The sequence below is a fragment of the Streptomyces sp. NPDC026500 genome (assembly GCF_055567635.1).
Window position 1 is genome coordinate 192,558 of the sequence record NZ_JBVHQB010000004.1, and the last position, 16,128, is coordinate 208,685.

Annotated in this window: 12 protein-coding genes and 2 tRNA genes; 4 read left to right on the plus strand and 10 right to left on the minus strand. The window is 70.3% G+C overall.

What is annotated here, in order from left to right; all coding sequences use genetic code 11:
• Positions 1–78: 78 nt before the first annotated feature.
• Entirely contained in the window at positions 79–804 is a 726-nt protein-coding gene (locus tag ACZ4N5_RS09115) for an exonuclease domain-containing protein (protein WP_467756462.1), read from the plus strand.
• Positions 805–870: 66 nt separating this feature from the next.
• Here the strand turns inward: ACZ4N5_RS09115 and ACZ4N5_RS09120 are convergent.
• Both ACZ4N5_RS09120 and ACZ4N5_RS09125 read right to left on the minus strand, forming a co-directional pair.
• Positions 871–942 (minus strand) — tRNA-Val (locus ACZ4N5_RS09120).
• A gap of 39 nt (positions 943–981) precedes the next feature.
• A complete protein-coding gene (locus tag ACZ4N5_RS09125) occupies positions 982–1,428 on the minus strand; it encodes an SRPBCC family protein (protein WP_467756463.1) in 447 nt (148 codons plus the stop codon).
• Positions 1,429–1,546: 118 nt separating this feature from the next.
• Between ACZ4N5_RS09125 and ACZ4N5_RS09130 the strand changes: the two genes are divergently transcribed.
• Positions 1,547–4,126, plus strand: a complete 2,580-nt coding sequence (locus ACZ4N5_RS09130; protein ID WP_467756464.1) for an SCO7613 C-terminal domain-containing membrane protein — start codon at positions 1,547–1,549, stop codon at positions 4,124–4,126.
• A 21-nt stretch (positions 4,127–4,147) separates the two neighbouring features.
• Here ACZ4N5_RS09130 and ACZ4N5_RS09135 read toward each other — a convergent pair whose 3' ends face one another.
• The 7 genes from ACZ4N5_RS09135 to ACZ4N5_RS09165 all read right to left on the minus strand — a co-directional run bounded on the left by ACZ4N5_RS09135 (position 4,148) and on the right by ACZ4N5_RS09165 (position 13,635).
• The gene (locus ACZ4N5_RS09135; protein WP_467756465.1) at positions 4,148–6,886 is read right to left on the minus strand and encodes an exo-rhamnogalacturonan lyase family protein; all 2,739 of its coding nucleotides are present in this window, start codon (positions 6,884–6,886) and stop codon (positions 4,148–4,150) included.
• A gap of 101 nt (positions 6,887–6,987) precedes the next feature.
• Positions 6,988–7,647, minus strand: a complete 660-nt coding sequence (locus ACZ4N5_RS09140) for a hypothetical protein (RefSeq protein WP_467756466.1) — start codon at positions 7,645–7,647, stop codon at positions 6,988–6,990.
• A 1-nt stretch (position 7,648) separates the two neighbouring features.
• A complete protein-coding gene (locus ACZ4N5_RS09145) occupies positions 7,649–8,554 on the minus strand; it encodes a carbohydrate ABC transporter permease (RefSeq protein ID WP_467756467.1) in 906 nt (301 codons plus the stop codon).
• Positions 8,551–9,507 (minus strand): carbohydrate ABC transporter permease, encoded by a 957-nt coding sequence (locus ACZ4N5_RS09150; protein WP_467756468.1) that lies wholly within the window; start codon positions 9,505–9,507, stop codon positions 8,551–8,553. The genes ACZ4N5_RS09145 and ACZ4N5_RS09150 overlap by 4 nt, the downstream gene beginning before the upstream one ends.
• Before the next feature lie 11 nt (positions 9,508–9,518).
• Positions 9,519–10,808: an ABC transporter substrate-binding protein gene (locus tag ACZ4N5_RS09155; protein ID WP_467756469.1), complete on the minus strand. Its 1,290-nt coding sequence runs from the start codon at positions 10,806–10,808 to the stop codon at positions 9,519–9,521.
• Positions 10,809–13,046: 2,238 nt separating this feature from the next.
• Positions 13,047–13,118 (minus strand) — tRNA-Val (locus ACZ4N5_RS09160).
• Between the two features lie 82 nt (positions 13,119–13,200).
• Positions 13,201–13,635, minus strand: a complete 435-nt coding sequence (locus tag ACZ4N5_RS09165; protein ID WP_467756470.1) for a TIGR02611 family protein — start codon at positions 13,633–13,635, stop codon at positions 13,201–13,203.
• Between the two features lie 191 nt (positions 13,636–13,826).
• On the opposite strand from ACZ4N5_RS09165, the gene ACZ4N5_RS09170 reads away from it, so the two are divergent.
• On the plus strand, positions 13,827–14,240 hold the full coding sequence (locus ACZ4N5_RS09170) for an SsgA family sporulation/cell division regulator (protein ID WP_003959770.1): 414 nt from the start codon (positions 13,827–13,829) through the stop codon (positions 14,238–14,240).
• Positions 14,241–14,934: 694 nt separating this feature from the next.
• Positions 14,935–15,492 carry a CGNR zinc finger domain-containing protein gene (locus tag ACZ4N5_RS09175; protein WP_467756471.1) on the plus strand — a complete coding sequence of 186 codons (558 nt, stop codon included), beginning with the start codon at positions 14,935–14,937 and terminating at the stop codon, positions 15,490–15,492.
• Between the two features lie 328 nt (positions 15,493–15,820).
• On the opposite strand, the gene ACZ4N5_RS09180 is transcribed toward ACZ4N5_RS09175, so the two are convergent.
• Positions 15,821–15,973 carry a hypothetical protein gene (locus ACZ4N5_RS09180; protein WP_167455603.1) on the minus strand — a complete coding sequence of 51 codons (153 nt, stop codon included), beginning with the start codon at positions 15,971–15,973 and terminating at the stop codon, positions 15,821–15,823.
• Between the last annotated feature and the right edge of the window lie 155 nt (positions 15,974–16,128).

Below are 16,128 nucleotides of genomic sequence, written 5' to 3' on the forward strand. Positions count from 1 at the left end.
CGCAAACAGCCCGGGTATCACCAAACAGGCAGAAGACGGTGCGTCAGCTGCCGTGGGTGAACGAGGAGTTGTGTGCGTATGACGTGCTGGTACGAGGGCCCTTTGGCCGCGTTCGACACGGAGACCACGGGCGTGGACGTCGAGACCGACAGGATCGTGTCGGCCGCCGTCGTCGTCCAGGACGCCCCGGGTTCCCGTCCGCGGGTGACCCGATGGCTGGTGAACCCGGGAGTGCCGGTGCCCGCTGGGGCGACGGCGGTGCACGGGCTCACGGACGAACATCTGCAGCGCAACGGCCGCTGGCCGTCGCCCGTCATGGAGGAGATAGCCAGAGAGCTGAGTGAGCAGGCGGCGGCGGGCCGGCCGCTCGTGGTGATGAACGCCCCGTTCGATCTGACGCTGCTGGACCGGGAGTTGCGCAGGCATCGCGCCTCGTCCCTCGACCACTGGTTCGAGTCGGCATCGCTGCGCGTGCTCGACCCCCGCGTCCTCGACAAGCATCTGGACCGCTACCGCAAGGGCCGCCGCACCCTGACCGATCTGTGCGCGCACTACGAGGTGGTGCTGGAGGGCGCGCACGACGCGGCGGCCGACGCGCTGGCCTCGATGGAGGTCGTCCGTGCGGTGGGGCGCCGATTCTCGGCCCGGCTGGAGCGGCTGTCGCCGTCCGAGCTGCATACGCTCCAGGCGGTGTGGCACGCGGCACAGGCGCGCGGGCTGCAGGCCTGGTTCGCACGCAGCGGCACACCGGAGGCGGTGGATCCTGCGTGGCCGCTGCGCCCGGATCTGCCGGCGGCGGCCTGACCGGGCCCGATGCGGGCGAGCACAACGAAAAACCGGTCCGTCGATGACGGACCGGTCTTCTCCGGGTGGGCGATACTGGGTTCGAACCAGTGACCTCTTCGGTGTGAACGAAGCGCTCTCCCACTGAGCTAATCGCCCGGGAACGGACTGAACAATACAGGTCCCGGCGGGTGGGGTTCAAACCGCTTCGAGGTGGGCCCTCAGTCCGCGCCGTCCCGCGCGCATCATCAGGGCGTGGTTGGCGCGGAAGAAGGGGCGTCCCGGCACGGCGAGCCGCCGCAGCAGCGGCGTGGTGACGTGCACTTCCTGGTCGTAGCGGGCGCGGGTTCCCGGGCCGGCCGCGTCGAAGGTCCAGCGCGCCCAGCCGTCGAGGTCTCCCGACATCGCTATCTCCAGGACGCCGGCCGCCGGGTCCCGGCGCGCCGCGCGGGCGGTGATGGTGATGTCGTACGGCAGGACCGAGCGGATCCGGATGACGCCGGTCCGGTCGTCCACCGGGGTGACCTCGCGCACCTGGGGCCACCAGCGCGGGTAGTTCTCGGCCTGCTCCAGAACCGTGTACACGTCCTCCGGCGGCGCGGGCAGCTCCCACACACTGTGGAAGCGGTAGTGGCTCCAGTCCATGGAACGAGTGTGCCCACGGCGGACCGGATGTACCGGCCCGTACCCGTTTGCCGATCTGAGTACGGCGTGAGTACGCGCACTCATGCCGACGGACGTGACCGGCACCACACTCCGGTGTATGTCCCAGATCCCGTCCCCGACCGAGGAGTTGCGGCTCCTCGACACCGAGCTGCGGCAACTCGACGTGCGCCGGACCGTGTTGCTGGCCCGCCGCGCCTGGCTGGTCCACGCGCTCCAGCCGCCGCCCGTACGGACCGCTCCCCCGGCACCCCCGGCATTCACGGCCCGTCGGCCGGAGACCACAGCACCCGGTGTACAGAACGCGCTCCTGCTCCTCGGCGGCATCCTGCTGACTGTCGCCGCCGTCGCGTTCACGCTTGTCGGCTGGGGACACATGGGGATCGCGGGGCGGTCGCTGGTACTCGGCGCGGTGACGCTGGCCGCGCTCGGCGCGCCCGTGCTCCTGCTGCGCCGCGGGCTGCGCTCGACGGCCGAGGCACTGGCGGGGCTCGGCCTCTCGCTGACGGTCCTGGACGCCTACGCGCTGTACGCGGTCGCGCTCCCCCGCACGGACGGCGTGGCCTACACGGCGCTCGCGTCGGCGGTGCTGACCGCGGTGTGGGCGGCGTACGGACTCGCCATGGGCGCGCCGCACCGGACGGCGGAACCACGAACGGCCGCCGCGGCAGCCACGGGCACCCAGGAGCCGTCCGCCGCGGGCGCGGGACGGCGACCGGCCACGAGCGGGACGGGACCACGGGAAGCCGCCCCGAGCCCGGCCCCCGACCGCGACATCAGCGCCGACACCGGCAGAGGCACCGGACGGAACGCGGTCACCCCCCGTGTACGTCCGTCGCTGTGGCTGCCGCTGCCCGCCGCCGTGGTCGCCGCGCAGTTCCCGCTGTTCCTCTGGGCGGTGGCCGCCGCCGCGGGTGCGCACGCCATCACGGCCGCCCTGCTGGTCACGGCGGCGTTCGACGCGGTGCTCGCGCTGCGCATGCCCCTGAAGCCCGTCCGCGTCGTCGCCGCCGTCGGGGCGTACGGCCTGGGCGGCTGGGGCGTCTTCGCCGCCGGCTGGCTGTCCTGGACGGCCGCCGGCCCGAGCGCCGCCGCCCGTGCGGCGGCGCTCCTCCTCCTTGCCGCGTCGATCGCGCTGACGGCGGCCTGGGGCACCCCGAAGCCGGGCCTCGCGACGGGCACCGCGACGGCCGCGGGCCTGATCACCGTCGTCGCGTTCGGCGGCGTGCTGCGCACGTTCCTGCCCGGCGCGTGGACGGTTCCCGGTCATCTGGCGTGCGGGACAGCCCTGTTGGCCGTCGTTCGGACCGGACTTCCGGCGCCGGTTCGCCGTGGGATCGCCGTCGCCGCCGGCTGCGTGGGAGCCCTCTCCGTGGCATGGGCACTGCCCGTGGTCGTGATCACCCTGCTGGGAGCCGTCGGCCGGGCGGGCTCGGTCTGGTCCGGTGTTCCGGCGAGCGCGCGGGACGCGGTGGCGGGCGGCCTGCCCTGGCCCTCGGACGCCGTCACCGCGCCACTGGTTCTCGCGCTCGTCGCGGCGGTCCTGGTGGCGGCCGTCCGCCCCGCCGCATGGCGCCCGCAGGCCCTGGCCTGCGCGCTGACACTGACGTGGGCGACGGTGTTCGTCCTTCCGGCCACCCTCGAACTCCCCTACGCGGCAGGGCTGTCGGTGCACGGGCTCACCACGGCGGCCCTGCTGGAGTTCGCCCGCCGGACGCACCCCTCGGTGACGGCGCCGGTGCTCGCCCTGCTCACCTCCCTCAGCCTCGCGTTCCTCGCGCTGGCCTCCGAGGCCGCGACCCTGACCGTGCTCGCCGCACTGGCCGTTCTGTTCGCGGCGGCCTCCCTGAGGCCCGCCCAGCGGCCCGGCCTCGGCCCGGTCGCGGCACCCGCGTCGCTCGGGTACGCGACAGCCCTCGCGTGCGCGGCGGGCGCCTCCCTCGGCCTTCAGCCCCAGCACACCGCGCTGCTCGTGCTGATCGTGCCCGTGGCCGCGGCTCTGGCGGCCGCGCGCGTCGAGGACGGACCGACGACCGTGTCGATCGAGGTCACCGGTGCCCTCGCGGGGCTGCTCGCCATCGCCCTCGCGGTGACCGAACCGGCCATGCTCGCCACGGTCCTGGCCCTGTGCGGGGTGATCGCCGCCGGCACGGCCGTACGGCGGGACCGCCGCACCGTCGGATACGCCGCCGGGGCCCTGTTCGTCCTGGCCGCCTGGGTGCGCCTGGCGGCCTGGGGAGTCGGTACCCCGGAGGCGTACACGCTGCCGGTGACCGTTCCGGCGCTGCTCGTGGGTGCGTTCAGGCGGCGCAAGGACGCGACGGTGTCGTCGTGGACGGCGTACGGGCCGGGTCTGTCCGTGACGCTCGTGCCGAGCCTGTTCGCGGCCTGGGGCGACGCGCACTGGTCGCGTCCGCTGCTGCTGGGCACGGCGGCGCTCGCCGTCACCCTGCTGGGTGCCCGGCACCGCCTGCAGGCTCCGCTGGTGCTGGGCGGCACCGTGCTCGTACTGGACGCCCTGCACGAACTCGCCCCGTACATCGTGCAGGTGGTGGACGCGCTCCCCCGTTGGACGCCTCCCGCACTCGCCGGTCTGCTGCTGCTCGCGCTGGGTGCCACGTACGAGCAGCGGATCCGCGACGCACGGCGGGTGCGGGAGGTATTGGGGAGGATGCACTAGCGACCGGTCACGCGGGAGCGGTCACGAAGGCATCCTGTCGCCCAGAAGTGCCAGGTTCTCGATGGCTGCGAGGCCGTAGAGCGCCGTGTCGTTCGTGTAGACCCAGTTGGCCTCGCTGCCCGGTACCAGCGTGACCGGACCGCTCAGCTTCTCCGCCTTCCACGGAGAGGACTCGGTGTAGCCGTCGGAACTGTAGAACTTCGTCCACGCACGGGTGGCGAGGGCCGCGTCATCGGTCTGGACCGCGGCATACGCGTCGAGGCGCGAGTGGCCCTGGAAGAGCAGCAGGGTGCCGAAGTTGGTGCCGTAACGGGCAGCCTGCTCGGCCTTGGTGGCGTTGAAGTAGCGGCAGTAGTCGAGGTACGCCTCCTTGAAGGCGGGCAGGTCGACGAGGTCGATGAGCTCTGCGCACAGTTCGTTCAGGCCGAAGACCGCGGAGAGGTGCGACACACCGACGACGGGCTCCGTGGCGACGGTGAACCTGCCGGTGTCGAGGTCGTACAGGCCGGAGCCCTGGACGAATCCGTTGGGCTGCGCGGCGATGGTCTCCATCGTCGACAGCACGCGCGCCTTGGCCTTCTCCCACTTGGGGCCCTTGCGCTCCCACTCGGTCAGCCACGCCGAGACGAGCCCGCTCCAGTCCGTGCCGAAGCCGATCGACAGCGCGTGCCGGTCCGGTGTGTACGGCTCGGTGCGGATCTTGCGGATCGGGTCGAGGACGAGGAAGGTCTCGTCGGAGTCGACGTTGGCGTGCATGAGGTCGCCGACGCGCTCGTCGGCGGTGAGGAAGTAGTAGTAACGCCGGTAGGTGGTGTTGGCGATGCGCTGCTGTTTGGCGCTGTCGGCGTAGTGCTGCACCCCGTGCCGGGTTCCGAGACCCGCCCACTGGCCGAGGTGGTAGACGTCGACCTCGCCGGTGTGCCGGGTCATCGCCTCGGCGAAGCGGAAGATGTCCGCGCGGCCGCTGCGCAGGTACGCGAACCACAGCCAGAGGTCGGGCGACAGTTCGGAGTTGTCCCAGGCGTAGCCGCCGATGTCGTAGCGCCACTGGTGCCGGACCGGGTCGTACGAGTGCATGATGTCGCCGTAGTCCCAGAAGCCGTACCAACGGCGCATCTCCACCTGGTCCTTGTAGTAGGTGAAGAGGAAGTCGAGGTGGTCCTCGATCTTCGCCTTGGCGGGTGTCGACCGGTCGGGCTCCGCGTAGAGACCGGGGCCGAAGACCTTCGCCTTGATCAGCTGCCCGGGCGGTGCGGCGAGCTGCGGCAACACGCGTACGGCGTCGACCTGTTCGGCGAGTTTCTCGGGCGTGGGGGTCGACTCGTTGGCCCAGAAGAGCAGTTCGGAGGTGCGGGCGATGCCGTAGGGGGTGCCGAAGCCCGGCTCGTAGTCCTCGTAGGTGATGTTGAGGCCTTCGAGCTGTTCGGCGTACGTGTCCTGGCCCATGCCGTCGTGGTAGAACCGCAGGTCCATGGGCTGCGCCTCGGGCGACCAGAGCCAGAGGGTGACCTCGGCCTCGTCGGTGTGGGCGTCCCGGATGTCGAGCTGGGCGGGGAACTTCTCCCAGAAGGCCCGCAGCCCGAAGGAGAATCCGCCGCTCGGGCCGCCGACGTAGCCGAAGCCGGAGGCGCGCCGGCCACCGCCGGCGCCGATCCAGCCGTGCCCCCTCTTAGTGCGCTTGCGCAGGGTGAAGCCGTCGGCGGAGAGCTGGGAGAGGGTGTAGTCGCCCCACTCGGGGATGTACTGGAGCCGGGTGGTGACGCGCTGGTCCCAGGTGGACGGGTCGGCGAGCTTCTCCCCCGCGAACTGGGCCGCCTGGACGGAGGCTCCGGGGTCGCGGCGCAGTCCGGTGATGCCCTGGACGGCCTCACGGAGCAGACCGGTGCCCTCGCCGCCGATCCGGATGTGCCGGTCATAGGCGGCGTCCCGCATGGGCACGGTGAAGCGGACGCCGAGCCCGCGGACGAAGTCGCCGCTGCTCTTCCCGGGCTCCTGCTTTCCGTCGAAGGTGATCGTGTGCACCATGCGGAAGGAGTCGGCGCCCGCATAGAAGTACAGACGGACCGAGAACGGCAGCCAACTCCGGTCGCCCTTACGGTGTTTGCCGTCGATGCGCACGACAGCCCGTACCGGGCCCTGCTGTTCGACCTCGACCTCGGAGATCGCGCTCTCGAAGCGCTCGAACTTCTCGGCGCCCTGGTCCTCGTCCTCGATCTCCGGCTGGCGGATGAGGACGAGACGGCCGTTCCTGGCGATCTCGGTCGTGCCGCGTGTCACGGACTTGACCAGCGTGGAGCCGCTCTTGCCGATCTTCGCGGTGATGACCCCGGTCGAGACGGAGATGGTGCCACCGCTCTCGTCGACGGTGACCTTCCGCTCGGGCGCGGTGGGCTCCCCGGCGGTCAGCGTGAGCTTCCCCGCATCCGAACTCACCGCGTGCGCGGTCCACTTGAGGGAGCCGTCCGGCCAGTAGGCGATCGGCCACGACTGCACGGGGACGGCCTTGCCGTCGGCATCCGTCAGCGCGAACGTCTGGTCCTGCTGATGGGTGCCCCTCGGCCAGGGAACGCCGACGGTGGAACCGGGGGCGGCGCCGAGGCCGCCGGCCTCCAGCCAGTCCAGGGTCACCGGGTCCGCGTCGGCGGCCCCGGCTCCGGGGGCGGCCTGCGCGTTCGTGGCTCCGAGGGCCCAGCTGAACTGCGCGGCGGCTCCGGCGACGGCTGCCGCCTTGAGAAGGGACCTGCGGGGGATGGGAGACATGACCTTTCCTTTCCTTGCAGTGTGGTCAGGGGCATGACAGAGGTGAGGGCATGACGGAGATGGGCCGGGCTCTCGGTGCTCCGGCCCGTGGGAGTGCGGACTCAGCGGCGTCGGCGCTCCTCGACGGCGACGGCCGCCGCCGCGACGGCCCCCAGGACGGGGACCGCCAACGGCGCGACGATCAGGGCGGAACAGGCCACCACGACCAACCCGCCGATGAGCAGGAAGGACCCCGCGGGATCGAGGACGGTACGGCGCCCGGCGTCCGCGAGCAGTTCGCGCCAGGCCGCCCCGGGCGCCCAGACCGCGGCCGCGCGCAGTCCCGCGACGGCTCCCCCGATCAGCGCGAAGAGCCCGACGGCGCCGACGAGCGGGCCACCGGGGATTCCGGCGCGCACGGCCTGGACGTCCACCCAGACCGCCGCCGCCCCGGCCCATCCAGCGGCTCCGACGAGCCAGCCGCCCCGTACGGCCGCCCGGAAGTCGGCCACGAACTCCCGCCATCCGCCGCCCTCATGAGCCGTGCGCCGGCGCAGATGCCGCGCGCCGGCCGCGAACGCGGCGGGAACGGTGACGAGGGGCAGCGATGCTGCCGTGATCCACACACCGGTCAGCAGACACTCCGCGAAGACGGCGAACCTCTCGGCGAGGACGGATTCCCTGGGCGCCCTGCGGGCCTTGGCCTCCCTGGCCCGCCGTCTCGCGCTGCCTCGCGCGGTCGTCCGGGCCTCCGCCCGGGATCTCGGCTGGGTGACGGTCATGTCAGCCCTTCAATCCGGACGTCGCCATACCGTCGATCAGATACCGCTGGAAGGCGAGGAAGAAGAGGAGCACGGGCAGCAGCGCCACCAGCGACATCGCGATCATGCCGCCGTAGTTGGCGATTCCCTCCTGGTCGCGGAACATCATCATGCCTAGCGAGACCGTGTACTTGCCGGGCTCGTTGAGATAGATCAGCGGGCCCATGAAGTCGTTCCAGGCGTTGATGAACGTGAAGATCGCGCTGGTGATGAGGGCCGGACGGCACAGCGGCAGCACGATCGACCAGTAGATCCGCAGATGCCCGCAGCCGTCGAGCCGCGCCGCCTCGTCCAGCTCGCGCGGCAGGTTCCGCATGAACTGCACCATGAGGAAGACGAAGAACGCCTCGGTGGCCAGGTACTTGCCGATCAGCAGCGGCACATAGGTGTTGACCAACTCCAGCTTCTGGAACATCACGTACTGCGGAATGAGCAGTACGTGATAGGGCAGCAGGAGCGTGCCGATCATCAGCGAGAAGAGCAGGTTCCGTCCGGTGAACCGGATCTTGGCGAAGGCGTACGCGGTGAGCGAGCAGGAGATCAGGATGCCGACGACCGAACCGAGCGCGTAGAAGAGGGAGTTCTGGAAGAAGGTGGCGATCGAGATGTCGGCGATGCCGTCGGCCAGCCCCTTGAAGTTGGCAAGGATCGGGCTGGTCGGGAACAGGTCCAGGCTGCCGATGATCTCGCGGCTCGGCTTGAACGAGGCGCCGAGGACCCAGAGCACGGGGTAGAGGACCACCGCGAGGACCAGCAGGGCCCCTATGTGCCAGGCGAGCGAGCCGGTGCGCTTGCGTCCGGGCGTCCGGGCGCGTCCCGAGGTGGTCGCGGTGCCGGAGCCGAAGGCCTTGCCGGTGATGCTGCTCATCGGGCGTCCTCCTCGTAGTGCACCCAGCGCTTCTGCGACCAGAAGAGGACGGCCGTCACCAGCGCGACGGCGAGCAGCAGCATCCAGGCCATGGCGGAGGCGAAGCCCATCTGGGACTCCTTGAAGCCCTTTTGGTAGAGGTAGCAGGTGTAGACGAGCGTGGCGTCGGCCGGACCGCAGGTGGTGTTGGAGACCACGTACGCCGAACCGAAGATCTGGAACGAGTGGATGGTCTCCAGGAGCACGTTGAAGAACAGCACCGGGGAAATCATCGGCAGCGTGATGCTCCAGAACCTGCGCAGCGGTCCCGCGCCGTCCACCTCCGCCGCCTCGTACAGCTCCCTCGGCACCTGTTTGAGCCCGGCCAGGAAGATGACCATGGGGGCGCCGAACTGCCAGACGGTGAGCGCGACCAGGCTGTAGAGCACCCAGTCCGGGTCGCCGACCCAGCCTCCGGTGTGGAAGCCGAGGAACGACTGCGTACGGTCCACGACGGCGTCGTCGGAGAACAGCGCGCGCCAGACGAAGCCGACCGAGACACTCGCGCCGATCAGCGACGGGGCGTAGAACGCGGCCCGGTAGAAGGCCTGGCCGCGGCGGCTCTGGGCGAGGAGCATGGCCACCCCGAGCGCCAGCAACAGCTTGAGCGGTGTGCCGATGACGACGTACTTGGCCGTCACCTCGACCGACTTCTGCCACCGGGGATCGTCGAACATCGCGGTGAAGTTGTCGAAGCCGATCCACCGCGGCGAATCGAAGAGGTTGTAGTCGGTGAAGGCGAAGTAGAGGGAAGCGGCCATCGGACCCGCGGTCAGCAGCAGGAAGCCCGCGATCCACGGCGACATGAAGAGATAGCCGGCGAGATTCTCCCGGCGTCCCCGGCGCCTTCCGGCGGCGGGGGCCTCGGGACGTGTCTCCGGCGCGTCGGGCGGAGAGTCCTTGACGAGCGTCACGGCGGTTCCCATCAGGCGGCGAGGGCGGTCTTCGCCTCGGAGAAGAACTGCTTCACCGCGTCGGAGACCTTGGTGGTGCCCTGCGACATGTCACCGCCGATGCGCAGGAAGGCGGATTCGACGGTGTCGGCGCCCGCCGGGTGCGGGGTGATCGTGCCCAGCACACCGGCAGCGGCGACGTCCTGCTCGTACTGCGCGATGGCCTTGCTGGGGGCATCGGCCGGCTGGAACGCGTCGAACTGCTCGGTGGTGGCGAGGATCCCGCGGTCGTAGCCCATGATCTTGCCGACCTCGGGATCGTGGACCATGAAGTCGATGAACCGAGCGACTTCCTTGGGGTGCTTGGTGTGCGCGGAGGCGCTGAGCATCAGCGAGGCGAGGTACTGGCCGGTCTGCTTGCCGTCGGTCGTCGGGATCGGCGCCAGGCCGTAACTGCTGTCGCCCTCGGCCGTGTAACGGACCGTGAAGTTGTCCCAGGTGAACTCGGAGGCGGCGTGGCCCGCCGAGAGCGAGGACTTGGGCTTGTCCTGCTCGACCCGCTTGGGATCGGTGATGATGCCGGACTTCACGCGGTTGTAGCCGTCGGCCCACCACTCCGTCAGATCTGCCTCGTCGAAACCGAGTCCGTCCTTGGTGAAGAACGCCTTGCCGTTCTGCCGGAGGTAGAGGTCGTACAGGTACATGATGCTGAAGTAGCCGGTGTCGCCGGCCACCTTCTGGGTGTCGTGAATCTTCTTGAGCGCGGCGAAGTACTCGTCCCAGGTCCAGCCCTGTTTCGGCTTGATGCCCGCCTTCTCGAACACCTTCTCGTCGATGACAAGTGACATGGTGTTGGATCCGACGGGAATACCGAGCTGCTTTCCGTCGACCTGACCGACCTTCTCGACTCCGGCGCGGAAGTTTTTCAGGCTGAGATTTCCGGCGTCTATCTGGGACTTGAGGTCGAGCAGGATCCCGCGCTTGTCGTACTTCCGCAGAAATCCGACGGCGTTCTGGAATACGTCCGGCGGATTTCCGCCCGCGGCCTGGGTCTGGAACTTCTCCCAGAAGGCCACATAATCCTGGAAGTCCGTCTGCACCTTGATCTTCGGATACTTCTTCTCGAAGAGCGCGATGGACTGGTTGATCCGCTTCGCCCGCTCGTCCGCACCCCACCAGGCGTAACGGATCGTCACCGTCCCGTCCCCGGCTCCGCCGCTGCCACCACCGCAGCCCGTCGTCGCGGCCAGCCCCAGCGCGGCCAGCGAAGCTCCGGCCGCCTTGAGGACCGTCCGCCGCTCGACACTCCCGTTGTTTCCCACTGTCGGGCCTCCCCGCAACGTCGACGCCGCCTGCATGAATCGTTTCAAGTAAGCGCTTGCTGGCACAAGGTACGGAGGGGTTTCGGGCGCGTCAATGACTCGGACAGGAATTGATGTGCGGCGCTAGGATCCCGTCGCGTCGCCGTCTGCGCCCGGTCCGGCGCGCACGGCGGGGAGTACGCAGGTCGGGCGTACGCGGTCGACCTGTCGAACGTTCTTTGGGCGACGGGGCGGGCGGGGCACGCGGCTGAAAATGTACTGCTCTCGGGGCCGCTGACGGGGTGTTGGCGGGGGGCGGGGAAACAGAGAGTGAGCGGTGGCCCGGCTCCGGGAGGCTCCGGCCCGACTCATGTCGGCGTCCGGGGCGGGCTGGGTCTTGTTCGTGTCTGGGGTGGGTCGGGTCTTGGTCGTCTCTGTGGCCTCGCTCTTGGTTGCGTTCGGGGTGGGCCCCGCTGGTGGTTGCGTCCGGGGTGGCTCGGCTCAAGTCGGCGTCCGGGGAGACTCCGCCCAGCGGGCATCCGGCCAGGTCGCCGTCCCTGGCGGCTCGGCCCAAGTCGCCATCCAGGGGAGGTCTCCGTCTGAGGCAGCTCGGCCCAGGCGGGCATCCGGGGCAGGTCGACGTCTCAGGCGGCTCGGCCCAAGTCGGTGTCCGGGTCCGGCTGGTCGATCGGACTCGGTCCAAGTCGGCACCGTTCGGTGCGACTCGGGACGGACGAGCGGGGTTCGCCCGGCCCCGGGACAGCCCGGCTCTGGGTAGCCCGGCCCGGTCAGCCCCGTCCAGGTCAGCCCCACTTCGCTGGCTCGACCTGAGGCTTTCGAGTCCGTCAGCTCAATCGGCGCGAGGGCGACTCAACGGGCTCGGCGGGATCGCCCCGGATCCGCCCAGCCCCAGGTCAGCCCCAGGTCAGCCCCAGGTTGAGTGCGCTCACACGTGCATCTGTGCCGGTCGGAGGGAAGAGGTCAAGTCGGTGCGGAACGAACCAAGTCGGCACCCTCGGCCTGGATGACCGCGGTCCGGTCGGCGTCGCCCAGATCGACCGGTCGGCTGAGCCCACGGCGCGGACGGAACCACCTCGGCACGGTCGGCCGGGCTCGCTCCGGATCGGCCCGAGTCCACTCGGTGCCACCCGGCTCGACCGGTCGACCGCGGCCAAGTCGGGCGGTCGACCGCGGCCAAGTCGGCGCGGACCGACTTGCGTCGACATGGTCGGTTGGGGCCCGGCCCGGGCGCGATCGGATCTGCCGCCGCCTTCGCGGTACGGTCGCTTTGCCCAGGTCACCCCGGTCCTCGTGGCGCACCCCTGCCCGGCAGGGGCCCGGCAGCAAAGCACGGCTCACTCAAGGGCCATAGGCGAGAGCGGTGTTCGTGAGAGGCCTCCGGCCCTCCCCCTCCAGGACGCCCCGCCGGAAGGCCACTCGGGCGACGCGAGGACCGCAGGGGCAAGCATCGAGGGGTCGTTCGGCGGCGGCGACGCGACCTGATGGGCCATCCGATGACGTCGATCGCGAGACGCGCCCACGCGCCGCCCGAGCGGCCCGACCGGACATGCTGCCCCGGGGATCAACGCAGGTCAGACGGCTGCACTCCCGAACATTCCTACGTCTCCAGGGAGATCGCGTGCGCACGACCGACGCATCCGACACACCACGAATCCGTCACCGCACGGAAGCACGCGTGCGCCGCGCCCCAACGCCTCCCGCCACACCGGCCATCCACGCCCCAGGCCAACGTCTGCATGTCGTACCGAGACGCCCGCGCCCCACGCCCGCGTCCGCGTGTCACACAGAGGTGGCTGCGCTCCACGCCGATGCCGGCAGGCCAGACGACGGGCTCCGCACTCGCCCCCGAGGCGACGGCGTCGGCCTCGGCGCCCCTGGCGGTCGGCGCCACCGTCTCCCACTACCGAGGTGCCGACGGCAATGCTCGCACCCCGAACCGGAGGTCGGACCGGACCGGAGATCGGACCGGAGGTCGAACCAGACCGTGATGGGCGCGCGCGCCCATCACGGAGACCGGGACACGCACTCACGCACTCACGCTGAACATGCCAGGAATCATGCAGTTGCGGGGGTCGGCGGCAGCACCCTGCGAGTGTCACGCGCGACCGCCGGGTGCCGGCCCCTCGACCAGTCCGCACCAGCCCGGAGCTGGACCTTCGACCAGTCCACCCCGGCCCCACGACGACGCAAACGGCTCCGGTCCACGGTGTCGTGGGCCGGAGCCGTCTGTCACATGTGTGGGCGATACTGGGTTCGAACCAGTGACCTCTTCGGTGTGAACGAAGCGCTCTCCCGCTGAGCTAATCGCCCGGGCGCAGGGAGAACATTACCCCATGTCAGGGGGTGGCTTCGACCAGCGGAGACGGCTCGGAGGAAGCCCGAGCCGGGCTTGTCATTCCTTGATGTTCCACGGCATCGCGAAGCCGAACTTCCAGAGGTAGACACCGACGAGGACGGCGACGATCACGAGGCCCACCGAGGTGAGGACGATGTTGCGACGGCGGACCTTGGGGTCGAGGGCCCGCTGCGTGGCCTCCGTGACCTTGCGCTTCGTCCAGCGGAGCACCAGCTGGGCCCAGACGAACTCCGTCGCCCAGATCGCCATGCCGCCGAAGATCACCAGCCAGCCGGGACCCGGCAGCGGAAGCATGACCACGCCCGCCGCGACCACCGCGAGTCCGACGACGAAAACGCCCACCTGCCAGCTCATGTGCAGCGCGCGGCGCGCCTTGATGAATTGCGGCGCCCGCGAACCGAGCGCTCGCTCATTCTTCGTCTCATCGTCCGCCATGGCGACCTCGCCCGGCTCGTCACTCCCCGTATTCATACGACCAAACCCTACCCGAGAGAAACCAGTCACCGGAATGGCCCTATCCGGAGAACGCGCCCTCGGCCGGATGAGTTACATAAAGACACGCAAAACACTCAGAGGGGTTTACAACGGCACCGTAGGTGGCATGTCGATTTCGCCGACGTGCGAATCCCCGAGCGCACACTGAGCGAAAGGCCCTGGCGCTTATGAACACCACGGTCAGCTGCGAGCTGCACCTGCGCCTCGTTGTGTCGAGCGAGTCCTCACTGCCTGTACCCGCAGGACTGCGGTATGACACGGCCGATCCCTACGCCGTGCACGCCACCTTCCACACCGGAGCCGAGGAAACCGTCGAGTGGGTGTTCGCCCGCGACCTCCTCGCCGAGGGCCTGCACCGGCCCACCGGTACCGGCGACGTCCGAGTCTGGCCGTCCCGAAGCCACGGCCAGGGCGTCGTATGCATCGCCCTGAGCTCTCCGGAGGGTGAAGCCCTGCTCGAAGCCCCTGCGAGGGCCCTGGAGTCATTCCTGAAGCGAACGGACGCAGCCGTGCCGCCCGGCACGGAACACCGGCACTTCGATCTCGACACGGAGCTCTCACACATCCTGGCCGAGAGCTGACGCGTCACCACAGAGCCGCCCGGCGCCGTCCACTCGGGGAGACGGCTCGGGCCCAGACAACCGCATAGGGAAGGCACCGGCGCCGGCGTCGCGGAAAGTCCGCGGCGGCGGCGCCGATGCGCGTCCACCGACGTGCCCCAAGGCCGGACACCTCCGTCCGCCCGTCTGCCCAACGGCCGGCACCTCGGTCCGGCCGACCGGTCCCACAGCCGGACACCCCCCTTCCCCCACAGCCGGACACCTACCTCCAGCAGCCTGACCCACGGCCAGGTACCTCAGCCCACCGCCCTGGGTCCCACAGCCGGCCCCCTCCACCCACCTGCCCCACAACCGGGCACCTCAGCCCACCACCCAGACCCCACAGCCGGACATCCCTCCGCTGGCCTACCCCCCCCCATGGCCTGCCCCCCATAGCCGGGCAACCCCTCCGCCCGTCTGACCCGGCGCCGGGCGCAGCACCCAGCTCCGCCGACGGGCACGCACCGCCCTCGCTCACGCTCAGGCAGCACACCCTCTCCTCCTGCACCGCCCTCCGGGCCGCCCCGGGATCTCGGGCGGTCGCCCCGGGGGCCTTCCGGGCGCGGGCTCCCCGCTCCCGCGACCCCGCACCCGTCTCCGCCGCGCCGGGAAGCCACTACCATCGGCCAGCATCGGGCGGGCGCCCTCGCCCGACCCCCAGGCCAGGGAGCGAAACGTGCTGATCACCCACGACACCCGGTGCGCACTCGACGCCGTGGTGGATCTGGTGAACACCGCGCCGGAGGACGGGACGGCGGACGGGCTCGCCGACGTGCCGTCCCTCGCCGATTTTGTGCGAAAGCACGACATCAGCGATGTCGGCGTGCTGTCGGAGCGCGACCTCGCGGCCGTACACGACGTTCGCGGCCTGTTCGCCGGGATCTTCGCCGCCGACGATCCTCGTGTCGCCGCTTCGCTCATCAACGAACTGGTCGCCGCCGCCGGCACCACGCCTCGGCTGACGGACCACGACGGCTACGACTGGCATGTCCACTACTTCGCGCCGGGCGCCTCCGTCGCCGACCACCTCGCGGCCGACTGCGGGATGGCACTGGCCTTCTTCGTGGTCGCCGGAGAGCAGGAGCGGCTGCGCCGCTGCGAGGCCCCGGACTGCCGACGGGCCTTCGTCGATCTCTCCCGCAACCGCTCCCGCCGCTACTGCGACAGCCGCACCTGCGGGAACCGGCTCCACGTGGCCGCCTACCGGGCGCGCCGCAAGGAAGCGGCGGGCTGACGGCCTCACACCACCGACATCACAGGGATCGCAGCGATCAGCGGCAACAGCGGGACACCGGGAGCAGCCGGACAGCGGAGGCAGCCACAACAGCCGAGGCGGCAGACGGCCGAGCTCAGAACACGGCGCTCCGCACATCCCCACGAAGGTCGCGTGAGCCTTGCCCATGAGGGTCCTACGACGGCCTGACCATGCCAGTCGTGTGCCGCGTTCCTGCGGGTCGCTCGACGGGTGCCCGTGCGCGGCGTGGAGGAGATCCCGTCGATTCTCCGGAGGGGCCGGACCGACGGAGCCCTCGGCGGGTGACGCCAGGGGCTCCGTGTACAGCTCAGAGCAGCAGCAGGTCGTGCAGCGAAGCCATGAGCAGCAGACAGCCGATCACCGCAAGGAAGATCATCAGCGGCGGCTGGGAGAGCGCGAAGAGACAACCACGCCGCTCCTCGGGCGGAGCAGCGGTGTCGCTCGTTGTTGTGTCCAGCATCTCGCGGGCGATGATGACGCAGAGGGCACCGGCTTCGCGATCAACACGCCCGGAATATACGGGAGTTCGCTGGATCATGTGACGGGCGCGCTCGAACGTGAACGCTTCCGCGCGTTCGCTGTGACACGCGTGCGATCTTGTGTCGCTTCAGCCGG